This is a genomic window from Nostoc sp. 2RC, assembly GCF_014222165.1.
Classification (GTDB): domain Bacteria; phylum Cyanobacteriota; class Cyanobacteriia; order Cyanobacteriales; family Nostocaceae; genus Nostoc; species Nostoc linckia.
The window spans coordinates 1-18,213 of record NZ_JACKZU010000157.1; the positions used below are offsets into that span (position 1 = coordinate 1).

At 40.8% G+C, this 18,213-nt stretch carries 14 protein-coding genes; 8 read left to right on the forward strand and 6 right to left on the reverse strand.

The window, feature by feature from the left end:
* Positions 1-436 precede the first annotated feature (436 nt).
* A complete protein-coding gene (locus GNE10_RS18205) occupies positions 437-874 on the forward strand; it encodes a CAAD domain-containing protein (RefSeq protein WP_099066874.1) in 438 nt (145 codons plus the stop codon).
* A 257-nt stretch (positions 875-1,131) separates the two neighbouring features.
* On the opposite strand, the gene GNE10_RS18210 is transcribed toward GNE10_RS18205, so the two are convergent.
* Both GNE10_RS18210 and GNE10_RS18215 read right to left on the reverse strand, forming a co-directional pair.
* Positions 1,132-2,271, reverse strand: coding sequence for an S-layer homology domain-containing protein (locus GNE10_RS18210; protein WP_185566392.1), 1,140 nt, complete (start codon positions 2,269-2,271; stop codon positions 1,132-1,134).
* 332 nt (positions 2,272-2,603) lie between these two features.
* Positions 2,604-4,532 (reverse strand): alpha-amylase family glycosyl hydrolase, encoded by a 1,929-nt coding sequence (locus tag GNE10_RS18215; protein WP_185566393.1) that lies wholly within the window; start codon positions 4,530-4,532, stop codon positions 2,604-2,606.
* Positions 4,533-5,041: 509 nt separating this feature from the next.
* On the opposite strand from GNE10_RS18215, the gene GNE10_RS18220 reads away from it, so the two are divergent.
* From GNE10_RS18220 to recG, 6 genes are all read left to right on the forward strand, one after another.
* A complete protein-coding gene (locus GNE10_RS18220; protein WP_185566394.1) occupies positions 5,042-6,289 on the forward strand; it encodes a hypothetical protein in 1,248 nt (415 codons plus the stop codon).
* Between the two features lie 205 nt (positions 6,290-6,494).
* The gene (locus tag GNE10_RS18225) at positions 6,495-7,547 is read left to right on the forward strand and encodes a hypothetical protein (RefSeq protein WP_185566395.1); all 1,053 of its coding nucleotides are present in this window, start codon (positions 6,495-6,497) and stop codon (positions 7,545-7,547) included.
* 269 nt (positions 7,548-7,816) lie between these two features.
* The gene (gene rpsB, locus GNE10_RS18230) at positions 7,817-8,611 is read left to right on the forward strand and encodes a 30S ribosomal protein S2 (protein ID WP_099066881.1); all 795 of its coding nucleotides are present in this window, start codon (positions 7,817-7,819) and stop codon (positions 8,609-8,611) included.
* Between the two features lie 250 nt (positions 8,612-8,861).
* A complete protein-coding gene (gene tsf, locus GNE10_RS18235; RefSeq protein ID WP_185566396.1) occupies positions 8,862-9,803 on the forward strand; it encodes a translation elongation factor Ts in 942 nt (313 codons plus the stop codon).
* A 304-nt stretch (positions 9,804-10,107) separates the two neighbouring features.
* A complete protein-coding gene (locus tag GNE10_RS18240; protein WP_185566397.1) occupies positions 10,108-10,965 on the forward strand; it encodes a hypothetical protein in 858 nt (285 codons plus the stop codon).
* A 105-nt stretch (positions 10,966-11,070) separates the two neighbouring features.
* Positions 11,071-13,560 (forward strand): ATP-dependent DNA helicase RecG, encoded by a 2,490-nt coding sequence (gene recG, locus GNE10_RS18245; protein ID WP_185566398.1) that lies wholly within the window; start codon positions 11,071-11,073, stop codon positions 13,558-13,560.
* Between the two features lie 9 nt (positions 13,561-13,569).
* Here the strand turns inward: recG and GNE10_RS18250 are convergent, their stop codons facing one another.
* The gene (locus GNE10_RS18250) at positions 13,570-14,145 is read right to left on the reverse strand and encodes a Uma2 family endonuclease (RefSeq protein ID WP_185566399.1); all 576 of its coding nucleotides are present in this window, start codon (positions 14,143-14,145) and stop codon (positions 13,570-13,572) included.
* Between the two features lie 180 nt (positions 14,146-14,325).
* On the opposite strand from GNE10_RS18250, the gene GNE10_RS18255 reads away from it, so the two are divergent.
* Positions 14,326-14,871 (forward strand): hypothetical protein, encoded by a 546-nt coding sequence (locus GNE10_RS18255; protein WP_185566400.1) that lies wholly within the window; start codon positions 14,326-14,328, stop codon positions 14,869-14,871.
* A gap of 190 nt (positions 14,872-15,061) precedes the next feature.
* Here the strand turns inward: GNE10_RS18255 and GNE10_RS36545 are convergent, their stop codons facing one another.
* The 3 genes from GNE10_RS36545 to GNE10_RS18265 all read right to left on the reverse strand — a co-directional run bounded on the left by GNE10_RS36545 (position 15,062) and on the right by GNE10_RS18265 (position 17,418).
* Positions 15,062-15,292 carry a bluetail domain-containing putative surface protein gene (locus tag GNE10_RS36545; protein WP_397325864.1) on the reverse strand — a complete coding sequence of 77 codons (231 nt, stop codon included), beginning with the start codon at positions 15,290-15,292 and terminating at the stop codon, positions 15,062-15,064.
* Entirely contained in the window at positions 15,289-15,840 is a 552-nt protein-coding gene (locus GNE10_RS18260) for a PsbP-related protein (RefSeq protein WP_185566401.1), read from the reverse strand. The genes GNE10_RS36545 and GNE10_RS18260 overlap by 4 nt, the downstream gene beginning before the upstream one ends.
* Before the next feature lie 873 nt (positions 15,841-16,713).
* Complete coding sequence (locus GNE10_RS18265) at positions 16,714-17,418, reverse strand: hypothetical protein (protein ID WP_242062039.1); 705 nt, start codon at positions 17,416-17,418, stop codon at positions 16,714-16,716.
* Between the last annotated feature and the right edge of the window lie 795 nt (positions 17,419-18,213).

Sequence of the window (18,213 nt, forward strand, 5' to 3'; positions counted from 1 at the left end):
GCCCCATGCCCAATGCCCCATGCCCCATGCCTTAAGATAGCTTTAATATCCGATAAAATCGGTTTTTAAGCTTATATAAATGAGAGGTGGATTAATTTTTGCATGATTTGTATCTAGATTTAGTACGATTATGGGCAAATGACACGAAATCGGATAATCTACAACCTGAGGATTCGAGTTGATGACAAAAAATACAACTCAGGAAGCTGATTATAATACATTCTGCTGCCTTGTGAGTTCTATCATACTACTGACTTTCTACCTTGTAGTTGATGCAGTAGATGTTACGGGCAATTATGGTTATAGGATACTAAAATCATTTTTTTGCCCTTGACTCAATTGTGGTGGCGGATTCGTACATTACCTAATCAACAGCCTTTTGGTTGTAATTATCCACATTAAAAAAACTCAACTGTCAAATTTATTGGGAGTAAAAATGCCAGAACAAGATTTTACGGAAACCACATCCAAAGAGGCTACAGTGCCAGAAATCAACACCCAAACGGGAACCATTACCAAACTCCAGCCTCCCGCCCAGCCCCAAGACGAATGGCTAAAATATGGAGAGCAAATTTCTAGCTTTTTAGCATCGTTACCTGAATACGTCGGAAACTTCTTTAAGCAATATAAGCAGCCCTTGGTTAGCGTTGGTCTAATTGTGGGAGCAATTGTTGGAGTTAAAGTACTCTTGGCAGTATTGGATGCTCTAAATGATATTCCCTTGGTGGCTCCTACTTTTGAGTTGATTGGTATTGGCTACTCTGCTTGGTTTGTTTACCGCTATTTACTCAAAGCCTCAACTAGAAAAGAGTTAACTTCTGAAATCACTACTCTTAAATCACAAGTTGTTGGTAAACAAGTTCCAGAAGCTTAATATCTGAACTTTTGCTTCTCTTATCAAGACGCTACGCCAATGCTCTCATTCAAAATCACGCCTGATTTTATAATCTCCACCCACTCGTCTGGATTTTGCTAGGCGTAGCGTCTTTCATAGGAGAAGTTTCGATCTAAAAATCAGGTTGATTGTTGACTGATGACTGATGACTGGGGACTGGTGAGTGGCGACTAGTTAATTATTATTCTCCCCTGCTCCCTGCCTACACAATAATGAAATATTTTTTACTTGGAAGTTTATTCTTGAGATGATCCGCCTGCTGATAAGTTAACCTTTGGGTTTTGTTTTGGAATGGGTAATAGTTCTGATGGGTTATGCCTACGCACTATGTTTTCAGATGAAATTGCCTTGAATTTACCTTGTTTAACTAAAGCTTGATGAATCATCGCCGCCACTTCACCGCGAGTTGCTATTTTGTTGGGAGCAAGGATTTGTAGGTTTGGATAGTTAACCACAAGTTCATTAGCTGTAGCAGCAGCTATTTTAGCTCTAGCATATGACGGGATATCTTTAGCATCTTGATAAACACTTAAAATCTGATTTGGCGAATTAGGTGTTTTCAAATTCAACCCACTAGCAAGGGCAACTAAAACCTGTACTCTTGAAATATTTTGTTGTGGCTTGAAGGTTTTTTCTGGGTAGCCTTTGAGAAATCCGCTACTGATGGCTTGGTTAATTGCTGAATTTGCCCAAAATGTTGTTGGTACATCTTGAAAGTCGATGGCGTTCTTAGAAATTTCTTGGTTAAAAGCTTTTTGTAGTATGGCAGCAAATTCAGCGCGGTTTACAGGCTGGTTTGGTCTAAAAGAATAATCAGGAAATCCTTTGAGAATACTACGAGAAGAGAGAACATCTATGAAACGCCGACCCCAGAAGTTACTTGGCACATCATTGAATGCAATTGGCGGTGGAATAATTGATTTTGGTTTTGCTGGGGTTACTAAAGGTAACGCTGATGATGCAATTGAGGACTCAAGCCCTAATGAAGAGGATACAGGTATTTGTGGTTGTGGAGATTGAGTCGGAGTTACTTTAGGAGATGATAAGACTTCAGGGTAAGGAGTTGGGGTATTAGTCGGTAATAAAGGTGTTTTGGGTTCAACAGTTGCAGTTGGAGAGGAGTTGAATTCAGAAGCTGGATTTGGTTCTACTTTGGGAGTAGGAGAAGGTGATACTTTATCGGGGTAAGCGCTAGCAGAACTAGTGGGGGAAGGCGAGAGCAAACTGTTGAAATTCCAACTAGAATCTCTGCGTGACAATGACCAAAAAAGAATTGCTCCAATAGTAGTGAAGGCAACTAAAATCGCTATAAATTCATCAAAGCCAAGGGCAGTTTTTTGAGATGACTCAGGTTCGGAAGGAGGTCTATTTGTCATCGCGATCGCACCTGGTAGCAGTAAAATCTGTGTCTAAAAAAATTAAGCCACAGATGATAATTTTACACCAGCGATTTTCGATTTATAATTCCAAGAAAAATATTATACTTCTGGTTCCAAACCGAGCGATGTCTGACCACAAGCCACTTCGTGTCTACGCAATTGAGCAGCTAGGCGTTCAGATCTTTGGCGTTCCTGTTCTATTCCTTAGTTGAAAAACTGAGTAGGGAAGTGGGGAGGTGCAAAGATGAGGGAGATGAGGGAGACAAGGGAGCAGGGGGGAAAGAAGTAATTTTTCATTCTCCCCCTTGCCCAATGCCCCATGCCCAATTCTAAGATTCCCGTCCACTAGCCCAGGTATCACGCCATTTAACGGTACCTTCTTTGGCAATTACCCAACGGCGGTTAACGAGATTTTCCCGCAGGGGCGATTGCCCTTCCCGCCATAAGGCATATTTATAGGCAATCAGTTTGCCTGCACTCTCATTGAAGGGAATCTCGGCAAACCAAGTATTAGTATTGATGTATTCCAAAGGATAGGCTTTGCTAATATCCCAGTTGCCTAACTCTGGGCAGTCTCCAATCACAACAATGGTTTCGCCTGGTTGAGTTTGTACGCCATTCAGTTGGGCGCGGACTATGGTTTGCCCTTTAATCCGTTCTCCTACGTGGCTGAAAACAATTACTCCCCGTTCTTCGAGTACCAAGTCGTAGATTTTGCCGTCTTTCACTTCATACTTGTTACGAGTTAATACACAAGTATGTTCGCCATCAGGTAATTCTGTTTCTACTTCTGGGAGAGTAACTTCTCCTCCCCGGTTTAAAGCAACGAAACATAGAGAATCGCGATAACGGCGGACGTAACAATAAACGTCGTTTGTTAAGTATTTTTGCCAGTGGCTACCCATTGAAACTGCGGGATTGAGTCGCCGTAAACCAGACAATAATCTGATGTAACGATATACTTCTGTATCTGTATCCCAGCTTTCCATCATCGGGCGATTATATGGATCGTTACCGCCGTCGGTGTCGTTATGCAGATATTGTTCTGTGCCGTAATATATACAGGGAATACCACGAGATGTCATGATCAAGGCTATGGCCACCCTCAACATCGCTGGGTCGGGGTTCAGCGATTGGAAACGGGGCATATCGTGGTTATCAATGAAGGTGACTAACTCTGTAGCCCCACTGTAGCGATGATCTTGGTCAAAAATATATTGAATTGTATGGAATCCGTTTTCCGAACCTTGGGCTAGTGCTGCCCGAATTGCCACGCACAGCCCAAAGTCTAGCATGGTCATGCCTGAGTGGTTGGCAAATTCCACGGAGCGATCGTCACTAGGATTACTGTAAATCCACTCACCAAAGATAAACACATCTGGTTTGTGATTGCTGATGTCGCCGGTGAATTCTTGCCAAAACCAAATGGGCATGTGTTTGACGGTATCCACCCGCAGTGCATCTACACCACGGTCTAGCCACTGTTTAATTGCTGACTTGATATACTGACGATAATCGCTATTGTTTTCATTAAAAGTTGCTAAACCGGCTAATTCACAGTTTTGCACTTGCCATTCGTCTTCCCAGTTTTGCACTTCGCCATAGTGGTGATACCAGTGATTGACATCATCATTGAAGTCAGCAATTTTGACACCATCATCATATAGTTCACCTTTACTACCGCTGGTATCAGGACTGCTATGGTTGCAGACAATATCTAGTATCAGCTTCATATTGCGCTTGTGCAGTTCGGCAATTAAGCGATCGAAGGTAGTATTTTTTTCTTCTTGAGTAGCATTTAAAGAAGGGTTTTCGTCGTTGGCAATATACCGAGGATTAAGTCGCTTAAAGTCTTTTGTCCAATAACCATGTAGTGCAGCATTACCGACAAACAACTCTTCCACTTGCTCAAACAGTGGAGTTAACCAAATAGCGCTAACCCCCATGTTTTTGAGATAATCCAATTTGTCAATCACACCTTGCAAGTCGCCACCCCAGTACTTACCCCAATCTTGCTTAGTTGGATCGTAGAGTTCTGAGTTTGCACCTTCGCTGTTATCTGGGTCACCATCATGAAAGCGATCGACTACAAGAAAGTAGATTGTCTCCTGACGAAATTCAATATCCCTAGTGTAGAGAAAGTCTAGATCGATTTCAGTATCTGATGGAGGCGTTTGTATTAAAGCTTCTACTTTTTCTGTTGCTGAATCAACTTTGTATTGTTCTGGTGAAAATTGGGATGGAGGTGTTTTTACCATAAAAAACTCAAAATCTCAGGGAATTTACGTTTGTATATTAAACAGTAGATGTTTTGAATATCTTGTGTAACTGCAAACGTCGGTATTTTGACATCCTGCCTGCGGTGTACGTATCTACCGCTAGCTAGTTTATAATTCTATCCATAGATATAATTCATCTGCTAGAGGATAAAACAAAAAAAATATAGCAGTTTTAGGGGCAATTCATTTTTAACAAAACTTAATAATATCAATAATTTATAGTCTAAAACTGACGGTAAATACTGATAAGAGGATGTGTTGGACTCAAGTGGACACATCTATTACATCGTTGTTCAGCTTCACAGATCAATTCAGCGAAATTAATTGTTTAAAAAATAACTAACTATCTTCAATATTTTTCAATAAAGTAATAAAGTAAATAAGAATTTGAGAAACCCCACCCGCAAGTGGGGTGGCTGTATTTAATGCGTGAATTTTGAATTTATTCATTTTTGTCTTTCTATTTACTATGAAAATGGTCATCATTTATGACAGATAAACCAAAAAGGGTGAGATTGCTCAAAGGTCGCACAGCATTTCTGTTTATCCACGGTATTGGCGAACAAAATCCTTTTGAAACTGTAGATTTTTTCACCCATAATTTTCTGAAATATTTCGATAAACAAAATTTAGCTTTCAATTTAGAACATCTAATAGCTAAACGCAGACTATCAACTGGGTCTGTTTGGACAGAAAGCTTCGTGAGATTGAAATCAGCTAGTAATGAAGATTGGCTAATTGATGTTCACGAGTACTACTGGTCACCTTATACAGAAAAAAAAATCACTGTACCTGAGATATTGCAATGGGCAGAACAAACTTTAAATGGGACGATTAAGTTTTATAACCGTAGAGAAAACCAATTTCTATTAGATAGTTTATTGGCTAACAGAGATAATAAAAGTTTTTTTAAATATCGGCTGCGATCGCTAACAATATTGCTGCGGATATTTAACTTTTTATACCCAGTATTACGAATGGGTGTTTGGTTAATTCTGTTCTTAGCAGGGCCATTTCTCAAAGGTCGTTTTCTCCAATCAGCTTGGCAGTTAAGCAAACAACTTGTTACTCCCCCATTGGTTGATTTTGTGGGTGATATCACTATTTACAGTACCACTGACCAAAAATCGCCTTATAAAATAATTCGTCAGCAAATTTTGAGGGAATCTTTAACATTACTGAAAGCAATTTTGAAAGATAAACAAGCAAATTACGACCAAGTAATTATAGCGGGGCATTCCCTTGGTAGCTGTATTGCTTACGACACATTAAACCTCCTGTGTATTGAAGCCAGCCTTTCTCAAGATAAAAATAACAATCTTTTATTAGATAAAATAAAAGGATTAATTACCTTTGGTTCGCCACTAGATAAAATCGCCTTTTTCTTTAGAGAAGTACCGCAGGAGGGACAGTATATTAGGCAGCGAATTTTAGAACACCTCAATTCCTTCCGCGTCAAACCAGAATTTACACAAAAAAATCAATACTCAATCAAAAATCCAGTTGAATGCAAACTCGATGGAGTTCGTTGGGTTAATTACTACCATCTGCAAGATCCAATTAGCGGTCACCTAGATTACTATGAAAACCTAGATAACGTTGAAATGAAATATCAAGCATCCTGGGGTGACCAAGGACACCAAGGTTACTGGTTCGATGCCAGTTTTTACGAAAATATTGCCGAACGTTTTCTGTATGTTACCAATGGAGATAAAGAATACAAAAGTGAGTGGTAAAGGCTAGTTTTCTGGTTATCGCTTTGGAGAAATTCTCCTCAAAAGTTTTTTGTTACAGATTTTTAATCATCAATTTCAAATTTTACATTGTTGTCAATCAGCATATTACTGAAGTTTTTCTTTTGGAGATTCACTCCATTGCTAAACTGACCATTTTCACTTTCAAACTGTTATGACTATATAGCAATCTATCCTGGTAACAATTATGAGCAAATATGACAAGATTTTTAACTCATCCGAGACATCAGAAGAATCCCTAAGTCCAGAGGAAGCCGTAGCAGCCATCGCAACTGTCACAGCGATCGCTGATTTATCTATTGAAGATATAGATGCAGAAAGTTTAGCTGGTGTACTTTGGGAATTCGAGGTTTTTGAAGAATACTCAGAAGATGAAATTGTCGAAATCGTAGATCGACTAATAGGTATTGCAGAAGACGAAGGACTCGGTTGCTTGTTTAATACCGCTAAAATTTCTCTTTCTGATGAATTGGTACTCGATGGTTTCGCCGCCGCAGTCATAGTACTTTTAGACGACGAACTTGGTATTCCTAAACAAAAACAAGGCTACCTCAAAAAGCTACAAACAGCCTTAGAACTTGAAGATGAAGAAGCAGAGGAAATTATTAAAGAAGTAATTGCAGTTTTTGAAGAAGCTGAACAAGAAGAAGAATATGCAGATGATGAAGATGAAACAGTAATTATAGATGAATATATCCAACAGACCTACAAATCTCCTTTGGGTAATTTTACAGTACCCGTTCCAGTGGAGATCGAAAACGGCGGTAGAATTCAAAGCCAGGAAGGAGTAGTAGGCTTTTCTGATGATATGGGGACTTTGCTGAGAATTGACTATTATCCTTTCCCTGTGGAACAGTTAGAGGAACTCGAATCTCTGGGACAAGAAAAATATTTACATACAATTTTAGTAGACAAATACGTACCCCAAGCAATTTTAGCGAACGTACCAGATGCCACAGTAGAATATACTAAATACTTAGAAGATACTTTATCAGGGGCTTACTACGTATTAGTGGATATGCCCAAAGGTTCGACGATTTCCAAGCAAGAAAATAATGGAACTGCTGTCAGATTAGATGCATATCGAGGGCTACTTACCTTTATCAACGGTCAATTTTTGTACATAGTTAGCAGCCAGCACAGCTTTCTCAACGGCGAAACACCAGACTCTATCGAAGAAGAAGCCGAATATATCAAGGAAAATATTTTAGAGTTTGTTGAGACTATTGAGTTTGCGTAATAGGGCATGGGGCATGGGGCAAACGGGGAGTGCTGAGTGTTGAATGTTTAGCTGAGCCGGAGACTTTGAAACTCCGGTGAGAAGTTAAAATTATTCTCCTTGTCCTCTTCCGATGCCCAATGCCCAATGCCCAATGCCCAATCCCCTAAATTTAGCGAATATGCTAACCTAGTATGGCTAACTAATCTCACACATCTAAGAATTCGGGTGTTTCTCAATTGGGAAATACGCTTGGATGGAGGTTTAACCCGAATGGAGTTGAAAAATTTATGCCAGTTGTTTCATTGGCTCAAATGATGGAGTCAGGGGTTCACTTTGGGCATCAGACCCGGCGTTGGAACCCAAAAATGTCCCCTTATATTTACACATCTCGCAATGGGGTGCATATCATCGACTTGGTGCAGACTGCCCAGTTGATGGAAGACGCTTATAGTTATATGCGTACACAAGCTGAGCAAGGCAAGAAATTTCTTTTTGTCGGCACAAAGCGTCAAGCTGCTGGAATTATTGCCCAAGAAGCCAGCCGTTGCGGTTCCCATTACATTAACCAACGCTGGTTGGGAGGAATGCTCACCAACTGGGCGACTATTAAAACACGGGTAGACCGCCTCAAAGATTTAGAACGGCGGGAAGAAAGCGGCGCACTAGATTTATTGCCGAAAAAAGAAGCATCAATGCTGCGTCGGGAAATGGCGAAGCTGCAAAAATACTTGGGCGGCATTAAAACAATGCGAAAAGTCCCCGATATCGTGGTGATTGTAGACCAACGTCGGGAATATAACGCTGTTCAAGAGTGCCAAAAACTCAACATTCCCATTGTGTCTATGCTGGATACAAACTGCGACCCAGATGTAGTTGACATCCCCATACCAGCAAACGACGATGCCATCAGATCCATCAAGCTGATAGTCGGAAAATTGGCAGATGCCATTTATGAAGGTCGTCACGGTCAACTCGATGTCGAAGAAGATTACGAGGATTATGAAGGTGCTGAGTATGAGGAAGATTACGAAGAGGGTGACTACACTGACACCTTGATCCCCGATGACGACGAAGAAGAATAATGAGTGCTGAGGGCTGAGTAAGATAGAGATACTCAGCAAATTGGATGGTGCTGAGTTTTGATAAGTCATACGAATTTTGGATTTTGGATTTTAGATTTTGGATTTTGGATGAAAAGCCTTTGCTATAAAGTTCCAGAATTTCAAAAAATACTTCCTACATCAATTTGGTATGAACACTCAAAACTCAGCACTCAGCACTAAATTAGGTGAGCAATTACAATTTCGAGGTCAAGTTAGGAATTGAGGGAACATGGCGGAAATATCTGCAAAACTCGTCCAAGAGCTACGCCAAAAAACTGGTGCTGGCATGATGGACTGTAAAAAGGCGCTGAAAGAAACTGATGGCAATATAGATGAAGCCATAGATTGGCTACGGAAAAAGGGCATCACTTCAGCGGGTAAAAAAAGCGATCGCGTTGCAGCTGAAGGTCTAGTAGACACCTATATTGAATCCGGTGGTCGAGTCGGTGTACTCATAGAACTCAACTGCCAAACCGATTTTGTGGCTCGTAACGACGCTTTTAAAGCTTTGGTGAAAAACCTGGCTAAGCAAGCGACAACTGCTGACAGTGTTGAGTCTTTGTTAGCTCAACCCTACATTGAAGATCAAAGTGTGACTGTAGATGAATTCATCAAGCAGACTATTGGCACACTTGGCGAAAACATCCAACTGCGTCGGTTTATCAAATTTGAACTGGCAGAAGGTTCCCAAGGTATCGTCGATAGCTACATTCACACCGGCGGTCGAGTTGGTGTATTGGTAGAATTGGGTTCCAAAACAGAATCAGCTGCTGCTAAAGAAGAATTCCAAAGCTTAGCGCGGAACGCAGCCATGCAAGTTGCAGCCTGCCCCAATGTCGAGTATGTCAGCGTAGAGCAAATTCCTGCCGAAGTAGCTCAAAAAGAAAAAGCCATTGAAATGGCCAAGGATGATTTGGCGAACAAGCCAGATAACATCAAAGAAAAAATTGTTCAGGGACGAATTGACAAACGCCTCAAAGAATTGACTTTGCTAGATCAACCTTATATTCGAGATCAAAGTATTTCCGTAGAAGAATTGTTGAAGCAAGTCAAGGGGCAATTAGGCGAAGACATCCAAGTAAATCGCTTTGTCCGCTATGTACTGGGTGAAGGCATTGAAAAGGAAGAAAGTAACTTCGCTGAAGAAGTCGCCGCACAAATGGGCAAGTAATATTTAGTTAGGAGTTAGGAGTTAGGAGTTAGGAGTTAGGAGTTAGGAGTTAGGAGTTAGGAGTTGACTTGATAATTCATAACTGGGGTTAAGAGTTAGGAGTTGACTTGATAATTCATGACTCACATTCATAACTCCTAACTTATTTAAGGACAGGTCAAGCCAATAGCCTGACCTGTATTTTATTAATAGAGCAGCGAAATTTCGCATATAATTCAAAATTTAAAATGCTTGGGAAAGTTATCTAAAATAAATAGGTACATTAGTACTATTTAGTGGTTGATATGGGTAAGAGCGAGAAGTTATGGCAAGAGCAATCGAGCGAATTGAGCGGGATATTGCAGCACTTAAAGAAGCTATTGGAGCGATCGCACTACAACTACAAACCGCTTATGCTAGTTATCTAGCCAGCTTGGGAGTAACTTTACAAAAACAGTTGATTCTAGCTACTTACCACCTTTGTACTCAAGGGTATCCAGAAAACTTCCTGAATTTGTCATTGAATCAGCGCCAGCAATTGCAACAAGCCATCCGCAAGTTAAGTCAAGTGGCAGCGGAGCAGTTGGTTGCTTATATTAGTGAGGAAGTAGGGGAAGATGAGGAAGATGAGGAAGTAGGGGGAGATGAGCAAGATGAGGAAGCAGGGGGAGATGAGGAAGTAGGGGTAGATGAAGAAGAAAATACTTCTTTATCCCTCTCATTCCCTGATACCTCCAATCCCATAGAACTAGCAAAATGGCAACAGAATATAGAGGATATTACGCAAGAAATACTGAAAAAAGTATCCCATGAGGCTAATGTTTTATTACAAAAAGCCGGGATATTACCGAAAAAATTACCAGAACCGATTTTAGCAGCTGCGGCTGCGGCGGCATCAGAAGCATCTGCTGAAGTAATGCCAGGGCCGCCCAACTTATTAAACTTAATAATTGAAATTGACAATGAGCAGCAGTCAGAGGATTCTGGTCTGACACAGATTATGGCTATTAATTTGCGGCTGGGGGAAATTGAATTTGCTGACCCGACACTCTCATCGGAACGCAGGCAGATTCGGGGTATTTTAGTTCAGCTCAACAAACTAGAACGGGAGTATCAAAAGAAACTTCGAGAAAAAACCGTTGCTGAAGCTGAAGCTGCTTGGCGTGCTAGTTGGTTTGAATAAAGTTATGAGTGAGGGGTTATGAGTTATGAGTTATGAGTTATTTATTCTTAACTCCTCACTCGTAACTCCTAACTCCTCACTCCTCACTCCTCACTCTACTAACCAATGAGTAATGAAAAACCAGATTGGATAAGATTGCACAAAGCCTTGGCAGTAGAAGCCGAACATGGTTTCTCAGATTTGATGGGCAGACAATACCGCTTTAGCGAATTTCTCAGCTTGACTTTGGGAAAATTTCCCGCAGGTTTACCCCAAAACGAACGCCGTCGTTGGCAAGGATTAGCGGTGCAATTTGCCAGTTATCCACATTTAGCGGTGGAAGAAAGGCAACACTTAGTAGCAGAGACTCGTAGGTATCTTCACCAGCTACAGCAGGAGGATGAGGAAGGGGAGCAAAGAAGCGGGGAAGCAGGGGAGCAGAGGAGAAGTTATCAATCCAAAATCCAAAATCCAACAACTCCTATTGTTGCCGAGGTAAGCCGGAGGCTGGCTCCGAAAATTGAGCAAAAGCTGAGTGATTTACCAGAAATCGGCTTTAAAAGAGCTGATAATTTAGCGCGTCTTGGTTTGTATACCATCCGGGATTTGCTTTTTTATTATCCCCGCGACCACATTGACTATGCGCGTCAGGTGAATATCCGTGAGTTACAAGCGGGTGAAACGGTGACAATAGTGGCAACGGTGAAGCGTTGCAACTGCTTTACTAGCCCCAAGAATCAGAAATTATCTATTTTAGAATTGGTAGTAAAAGATAACAGTGGTCAAATAAAAATTGGGCGTTTTTACGCAGGTAGCCGCTATAGTAGTCGCGGTTGGCAAGAAAGTTTAAAACGCCGTTATCAGGTAGGTAGTATTGTGGCCGCCTGCGGGTTGGTGAAAGAGAGCAAATACGGCTTGACGCTGGATAATCCTGAATTAGAAGTTTTGGCAAATCCAGGAGATGCCATTGAGTCGCTGAATATTGGACGTGTGGTACCAATTTATGCATTGACAGAGGGAGTGGTGGCCAATGCAGTGCGACAAGCGGTAATTGCGGCTTTACCGGCTGCGGCTCAATTGAAAGACCCTTTGCCTAGTGGTTTGCGGCAGAAATATGCTTTGATGGAATTGAAAGATGCGATCGCTAATATTCACTTTCCTAAAGATGGCGAAACTCTGCAAGTCGCTCGTCGTCGTCTAGTATTTGACGAATTTTTCTACCTGCAACTGGGTTTACTGCAACGTCAACAACAAGCAAAGGCAATTCAAAAGGCTGCTATTCTCGCGCCACGCGGTCAATTGATAGAGAAATTTTACGAAATACTGCCTTTTCAACTCACTGGGGCACAGCAACGAGTCATTAACGATATCCTCAACGACTTGCAAAAACCCGCACCCATGAATCGTTTGGTGCAAGGCGATGTCGGTTCCGGGAAAACTGTGGTTGCAGTGCTGGCTATCCTAGCAGCAATTCAATCTGGCTACCAAGCGGCGCTGATGGCTCCCACAGAAGTTTTAGCAGAACAGCATTATCGCAAGTTAGTTAGTTGGTTTAACTTGCTGCATTTACCAGTGGAATTACTGACTGGTTCCACGAAAACTGCTAAACGCAGACAAATACATTCACAGTTAGAAACAGGTGAACTACCGCTATTGGTGGGAACTCATGCCTTGATTCAAGACCCTGTGAATTTCCAGCGTTTGGGGTTAGTGGTGATTGACGAACAACATCGCTTTGGGGTAGAACAACGGGCGCGTTTGCAGCAAAAAGGTCAGCAACCCCATGTGTTAACAATGACAGCCACTCCGATTCCCCGAACTTTAGCACTGACAATACACGGGGATTTAGACGTTAGCCAAATTGATGAGTTACCACCAGGACGGCAAAAGATACAAACAACAATGCTATCAGGTCAGCAACGCAACCATGCTTATGAACTGATGCGTCGAGAAATTGCCCAAGGAAGGCAAGTTTATGTAGTTTTGCCGTTAGTGGAAGAATCAGAAAAATTAGACTTGCGATCGGCGGTAGATGAGCATCAAAAGTTACAGGAAAGCGTTTTTCCAGATTTTCAGGTGGGGCTGCTCCACGGTCGCATGAGTTCAGCCGAAAAAGACGACGCAATCACTAAATTTCGGGATAACGAAACACAAATTTTAGTTTCAACTACTGTTGTTGAGGTGGGTGTAGATGTACCCAACGCTACAGTGATGCTCATTGAAAATGCAGAGCGATTTGGGTTATCCCAACTGCACCAATTACGCGGGCGCGTTGGTCGTGGTGCGGCTCAGTCTTACTGTTTGTTGATGAGCAGTTCTAGGAATCCCGATGCACAACAAAGATTGAGGGTTTTGGAACAGTCCCAAGATGGCTTTTTCATCTCAGAAATGGATATGCGTTTTCGCGGCCCTGGGCAAGTACTGGGAACTCGTCAATCTGGAGTGCCGGATTTTACTTTGGCGAGTTTGGTTGAAGATGAAGAAGTTTTACTTTTGGCACGGCAAGCAGCTGAAAAAATCATAGAGATGGATGTGACTTTAGAGCGCTGGTTTTTGATGAAAGAAGAATTGAAATATCGGTATGAGCGGTTGATGGGCGGAGCGATTTTGACGTAAAAACAGTCATTAATTCAAAATCTGTGCTAAATCCAACACCAACCCAGGTAAGACATCCTCTCCTGATAAACTAGTGGGCGATTGCAGAATCTCAACATCTTTTCCTGGGCGATAAATTTCTACTCGTTGGTTTTGGGGATCGATTAGCCAACCCAAACGCACGCCGTTGCTAATGTATTCCCGCATCTTTTCTTGCACAGTTTTTAAGCTATCTGAAGCGGAGCGTAATTCCACCGCAAAATCAGGTGCCATTGGTAGGAATCTGTCGGGGTCTGGATTTAGGGCTTCTAATCGCTGGCGACTCACCCAAGACGCATCAGGAGACCGATTTGCACCATTAGGAAGCTTGAAACCCGTTGAAGAGTCAAAAGCCAACCCCGTACCATTAGCGTCAGTCCAATTACCTAAGCGCTGTGTCAGTCTACTATTGCGATTTCCGCTTTCCCATCCAGTTGGTGGCATGATAATTAATTCTCCCTCTGCCGTGCGCTCAAGTCGCAAATCTCGATTATTTTGACACAGTTGGAAGAATTGCTCATCTGTTAGTTCAATTGTGGGGCTGAGGTTAAGAATTAGGGCAGTCATAATTGCCTTTTAATTTTGCTACCAGTAGATTAGTATTGAGATGATTTTTAGGAGTAGTGCCACCATAAGTATTTCACATTCGAGATTTTATGGTGATGGTGCAAGTTTCCTTGCCAAACTTCATAACAATCTTGAAATTCAGCTAGGATTACGGCTTTCCAAACATTCTAAAAAAAATTTATGCAAAATTGGCCTTCTTGGATTCCTACCCCCCGGTTTTGGGTGAATGCGATCGCTCTTATTCTATTAATAATTGGTTTACAGTATGCGATCGCCTATCTGGGAATGATTATTTTCATGCTCATTAATTTACTACCCAGGGTAATTTTTCTCAAGTTAATCTATTTATTTAGTTTGGTAGCGCAACTTTCCCCCATCATAGTGGTAGCATTTGTTCACCATTGGCTGCATCGGTTTTTAGATAGCTTCTTCCCAGAAAGTCGAGTCACGGAAACAGAAGCAACCCCAGGAGTTTTGCCCAGTTTTCTCAGTTGGTGGGAAGGATTATATGGTTGGTCGGTGAATATTCTCTCAACGGTAATAGCATTTGGTCTTTTGGGGCTTTTTATGCCATCTCCTGATTTATTTAATTTATTAACTGTATTTAAAAATGAACTACCGCATTTGCCTACAATTTCCATCTTCATTCAAGTAATTGTTGCTGCCTATCTTTATCAGTTTGAGTATTTAGTGCATCAGCATTTGATAGCAGCAGCTAGACAGTAGACTTGCCATCAAAGAGAGGTAAAATTTTATCCCTATATAAGGGTTTTGGCGGAGTTTTAAGGGCGGTGTGAAAAATATCTTTGGCCATACTGAATTATTGCTGCTTGCTAATTATTGTAGATGGCTAAAATACTGGAACTACCTTTTACGTCTGCATTATCTCGCACCCACCGCCCAATTTCCGTCTGCGTCAAACGGCAAAGTAGTTGTTTGTAGTTAACGAACCAGTCGCTAAAGTACCAATCATACCTGTAACGTTAATCAAGAGGTCACTGGTAGCATTAAAGGCAGCAGTACTATCATTGACTGATAGGTAAGTTCCTCCATTCCAACCAAAGAATACAGCTTGTTTAGCAGCTAATGGCTGTGTTCCAGCCAGATTTGGATTAGTATCTGCATAAGCAGCGATCGCCGCATCTATTCAAGAATCCTAAAAGATCCGTGAACTGTTTGGATAGTGTTCACCATTGAAGGCGTTAATCCTTCTGAAAAGCTTGAGATCAAAAAAGTTTGATTATTTCGATATTGAACTATCGTATGTATAGTTATGCTTTCATTGAATTCTTCTATTGCCCATATTCTTAATGCTTTTCGATTTCCAATTTTCAATTGAATCTGCTTCTTAATTCTGCCTTTTGTGTAAGATTGTTTTGTAGATTCAAATGATTGATTAAAGATATTTATATCTGTTTTAATTTCACCTGCTTTTAGCTCACCACCAGCAGGTCTTCTAAAGACAAAATTATGAATCATAATAGTATCATCTGATGGTGTAATAAACCATCCCTTTGGATATTGAACTGAAAATTTATTTGGCGATATATATGTTTTAAATCTGGAAAGCGTTCTCTCACTTTGTTTAAATTGAATTGTAGGAACGCTTATTATTTGGCTATGAGCAGCACCAGATGGTAGTAAAATAATTGAAATAGTCACCAGACAACAGCAAGAAAAATATTTTTTCATCATTGTAATTCCTTGAAATTGAAATGAAGAATAATAGTACGTTGGGTTCCTCTGCTGATAAACCCAACAAATCTTGATGATCTTGAGTTTCGTTTTTGGGTTTCATCCCTAAAAATTAATCGAAAGTTAAAACTTCACAAACTTTTCTAGAAGCTTCTATTCCAAAATCGCCCGTTGCCATATATTTTAATACCTAGCATTTTATGAGTATATTTAATTTTAGACTTTATGCACCTTTGCATTTGATTATTTTGTTCCGGAAGTAGTTCTAGGATCTATGTTTCCATTGCCAATTCTTCCTAATTCCCATAATCCACCATCACCTTCTATTTCAAAAACAGTTTTGGTTTTCTCAAAATCATACATAGAGTTCCTATAACGCTCAAATTCATTGCGGAATTCTTCCTGTGTAATACACTAATTTCATTATTAGTTGCATCGATGTAAAGTTTGCCTTTGCGTAAATAAATACTACTAATCATGATTTATTCCTGTCCAGTATAAGCTCGACTTTATCCAAAATTAAGAACTCGTCTTTCCTTATCCGGCAAAAACCCTGGCTTTTTGGCAAATACTTTTTCAATGTCACTGATTTCTGGTCAAGTCCAAAAACTAAAACTGCTGTCTCTCAATGGTTTCAGCGTCAGGTTTTGGGTTTCGTAAAAATGGATAAAGTCGAGATAAGAGGATGTTTGAAAAGTCCTCTTGTCGGTAGCAAAACTTTCTAGCTCCCCTAAATCCCCTTTCCAAGGGGACTTTGATTTCAGTTTCCCGCTTTTTAAGGGGGGTTAGGGGGGATCTAAAAGCGCCTAAAATCACAGCGAAATACTTTTCAAACAGCCTCTAAAAATGAATCCTTAAAATCACGAGATATGTTTAATTTTGGGCTACAATCAGTAGGTCTAGAGTTGTTGTATCACAACTTTCCTCTCCATTGCTATCAATAATAAAAAACAACGAAGAGCCGACTGCAACTGGGATATCGGACTTTACAAAGGATGATGCTTGCCCAGCGAAACTGTTTGTTGAACCTGAGAGTAAATTACTATTTTCCCGATCTAAAAACCATTTAATCCCATTACCACATGCTCCCATTGGAGCAGTTCTTCCTGATACGCTGACTTTCCCTTGAATAGGACTCGTCCAACGCAAAACAACCGCATTGGTAACAGTAGGGTGTGCAATAGCCAGACCTGTCAGACCTATTAAGGAATCTGGAATTGGAAGTGAGGCATTTGAATACACGCCTCCAAAATAGGGTATGAAAGCAGAAGGGGTTGTTACTCTTTGCCAACATCGAATGCCTGTAAGAAGCACACCGACATAATTCCTACAAGGAGAAGCAAACTGCTCAAGTAATTGATAACTTCCCGGATTATGTATGGTTTGCGCCTTCATGAATGTCCAAGTCCGGGTGGGATTTGTTTTACCAATTCCTAACATTATATCTCTTGACAAATTCCATGATAATGGCTGAGCATCTGCTTCGGCAGCTAAAACAGGTAAGGAAAGTGACACAATAAATGTGCTAAAACTCAGAACTTCAGCTACTTTTTGTAAGCCCTTTTTTGAGTACATCATGATTACCTTTCAATCCTCTACAGAATATTCGTAAAATGTTTTGTGTGGGACTAGATAAGTGAAAATAACTCAGCATCTCACTTTCACCAAGTATTACCAGTTATCAATACCTTCGCCAATTTATGAGGGTTAGTTGATGACGCTTTTACTATTAACTCGCTGTTCTCTGAGGTTTGGCAAAAACAACAAGTCCTAAAAATTCCCTTAAGGTTTACCACAAGGTTTTTAAAGCATTGACTGGCACTAAACGGGTTATACTTCAAGCCATCCTTTAACTGTTTCGATTGGTACGCTTACAAAGGGATTATTGGTTAGCACCTTTGCAAGTTCAAACCCACCTGCTTTCACAGCACCTAAAAACCGATTAATTCTGCCACCTGTCTCCTTATTTTTTCAGAAGGATAAAAATCAATGAAGCTTACACCAGCCAAATCAGGATGGCGATCGCACCTCAATAAATGCTTTCCACAAAAGAGCGATCGCACATTTATCTCCTGGCGTAGCAATTCGTTGAATTCATGACATACTTAGATTAAGTTCGAGAAAACTACAAACCAGCTTATTTGTGACCTACTTTACATATTCACCAACTCAACAAGCTACACAACAATTAGGCACAAGTTGGGCTATTTAAGCTTGATAAGTTGGGCTGTTTACACTTCTTGCTTATACGCTTCAAAATACTGATACTATATATGTGATTATTTCAGTCTCTTTCAGAAGGCAGTCCCAATGAAAAAAATTTCACCGCCAAGCATGAAAATGTGGTAGCGTCCACTTAAGGTTGATACAAAC

What these genes read in the sequence shown, in the direction of transcription:
- GNE10_RS18240 (WP_185566397.1), top strand. Translation starts at nt 10,108, where the DNA reads ATGGCAAGAGCAATCGAGCGAATTGAGCGGGATATTGCAGCACTTAAA.
- GNE10_RS18250 (WP_185566399.1), bottom strand. Translation starts at nt 14,145, where the DNA reads ATGACTGCCCTAATTCTTAACCTCAGCCCCACAATTGAACTAACAGAT.
- GNE10_RS18210 (WP_185566392.1), bottom strand. Translation starts at nt 2,271, where the DNA reads ATGACAAATAGACCTCCTTCCGAACCTGAGTCATCTCAAAAAACTGCC.
- GNE10_RS18215 (WP_185566393.1), bottom strand. Translation starts at nt 4,532, where the DNA reads ATGGTAAAAACACCTCCATCCCAATTTTCACCAGAACAATACAAAGTT.
- GNE10_RS18260 (WP_185566401.1), bottom strand. Translation starts at nt 15,840, where the DNA reads ATGATGAAAAAATATTTTTCTTGCTGTTGTCTGGTGACTATTTCAATT.
- GNE10_RS18205 (WP_099066874.1), top strand. Translation starts at nt 437, where the DNA reads ATGCCAGAACAAGATTTTACGGAAACCACATCCAAAGAGGCTACAGTG.
- recG (WP_185566398.1), top strand. Translation starts at nt 11,071, where the DNA reads ATGAGTAATGAAAAACCAGATTGGATAAGATTGCACAAAGCCTTGGCA.
- GNE10_RS18255 (WP_185566400.1), top strand. Translation starts at nt 14,326, where the DNA reads ATGCAAAATTGGCCTTCTTGGATTCCTACCCCCCGGTTTTGGGTGAAT.
- GNE10_RS18220 (WP_185566394.1), top strand. Translation starts at nt 5,042, where the DNA reads ATGACAGATAAACCAAAAAGGGTGAGATTGCTCAAAGGTCGCACAGCA.
- rpsB (WP_099066881.1), top strand. Translation starts at nt 7,817, where the DNA reads ATGCCAGTTGTTTCATTGGCTCAAATGATGGAGTCAGGGGTTCACTTT.
- tsf (WP_185566396.1), top strand. Translation starts at nt 8,862, where the DNA reads ATGGCGGAAATATCTGCAAAACTCGTCCAAGAGCTACGCCAAAAAACT.
- GNE10_RS18225 (WP_185566395.1), top strand. Translation starts at nt 6,495, where the DNA reads ATGAGCAAATATGACAAGATTTTTAACTCATCCGAGACATCAGAAGAA.
- GNE10_RS18265 (WP_242062039.1), bottom strand. Translation starts at nt 17,418, where the DNA reads ATGATGTACTCAAAAAAGGGCTTACAAAAAGTAGCTGAAGTTCTGAGT.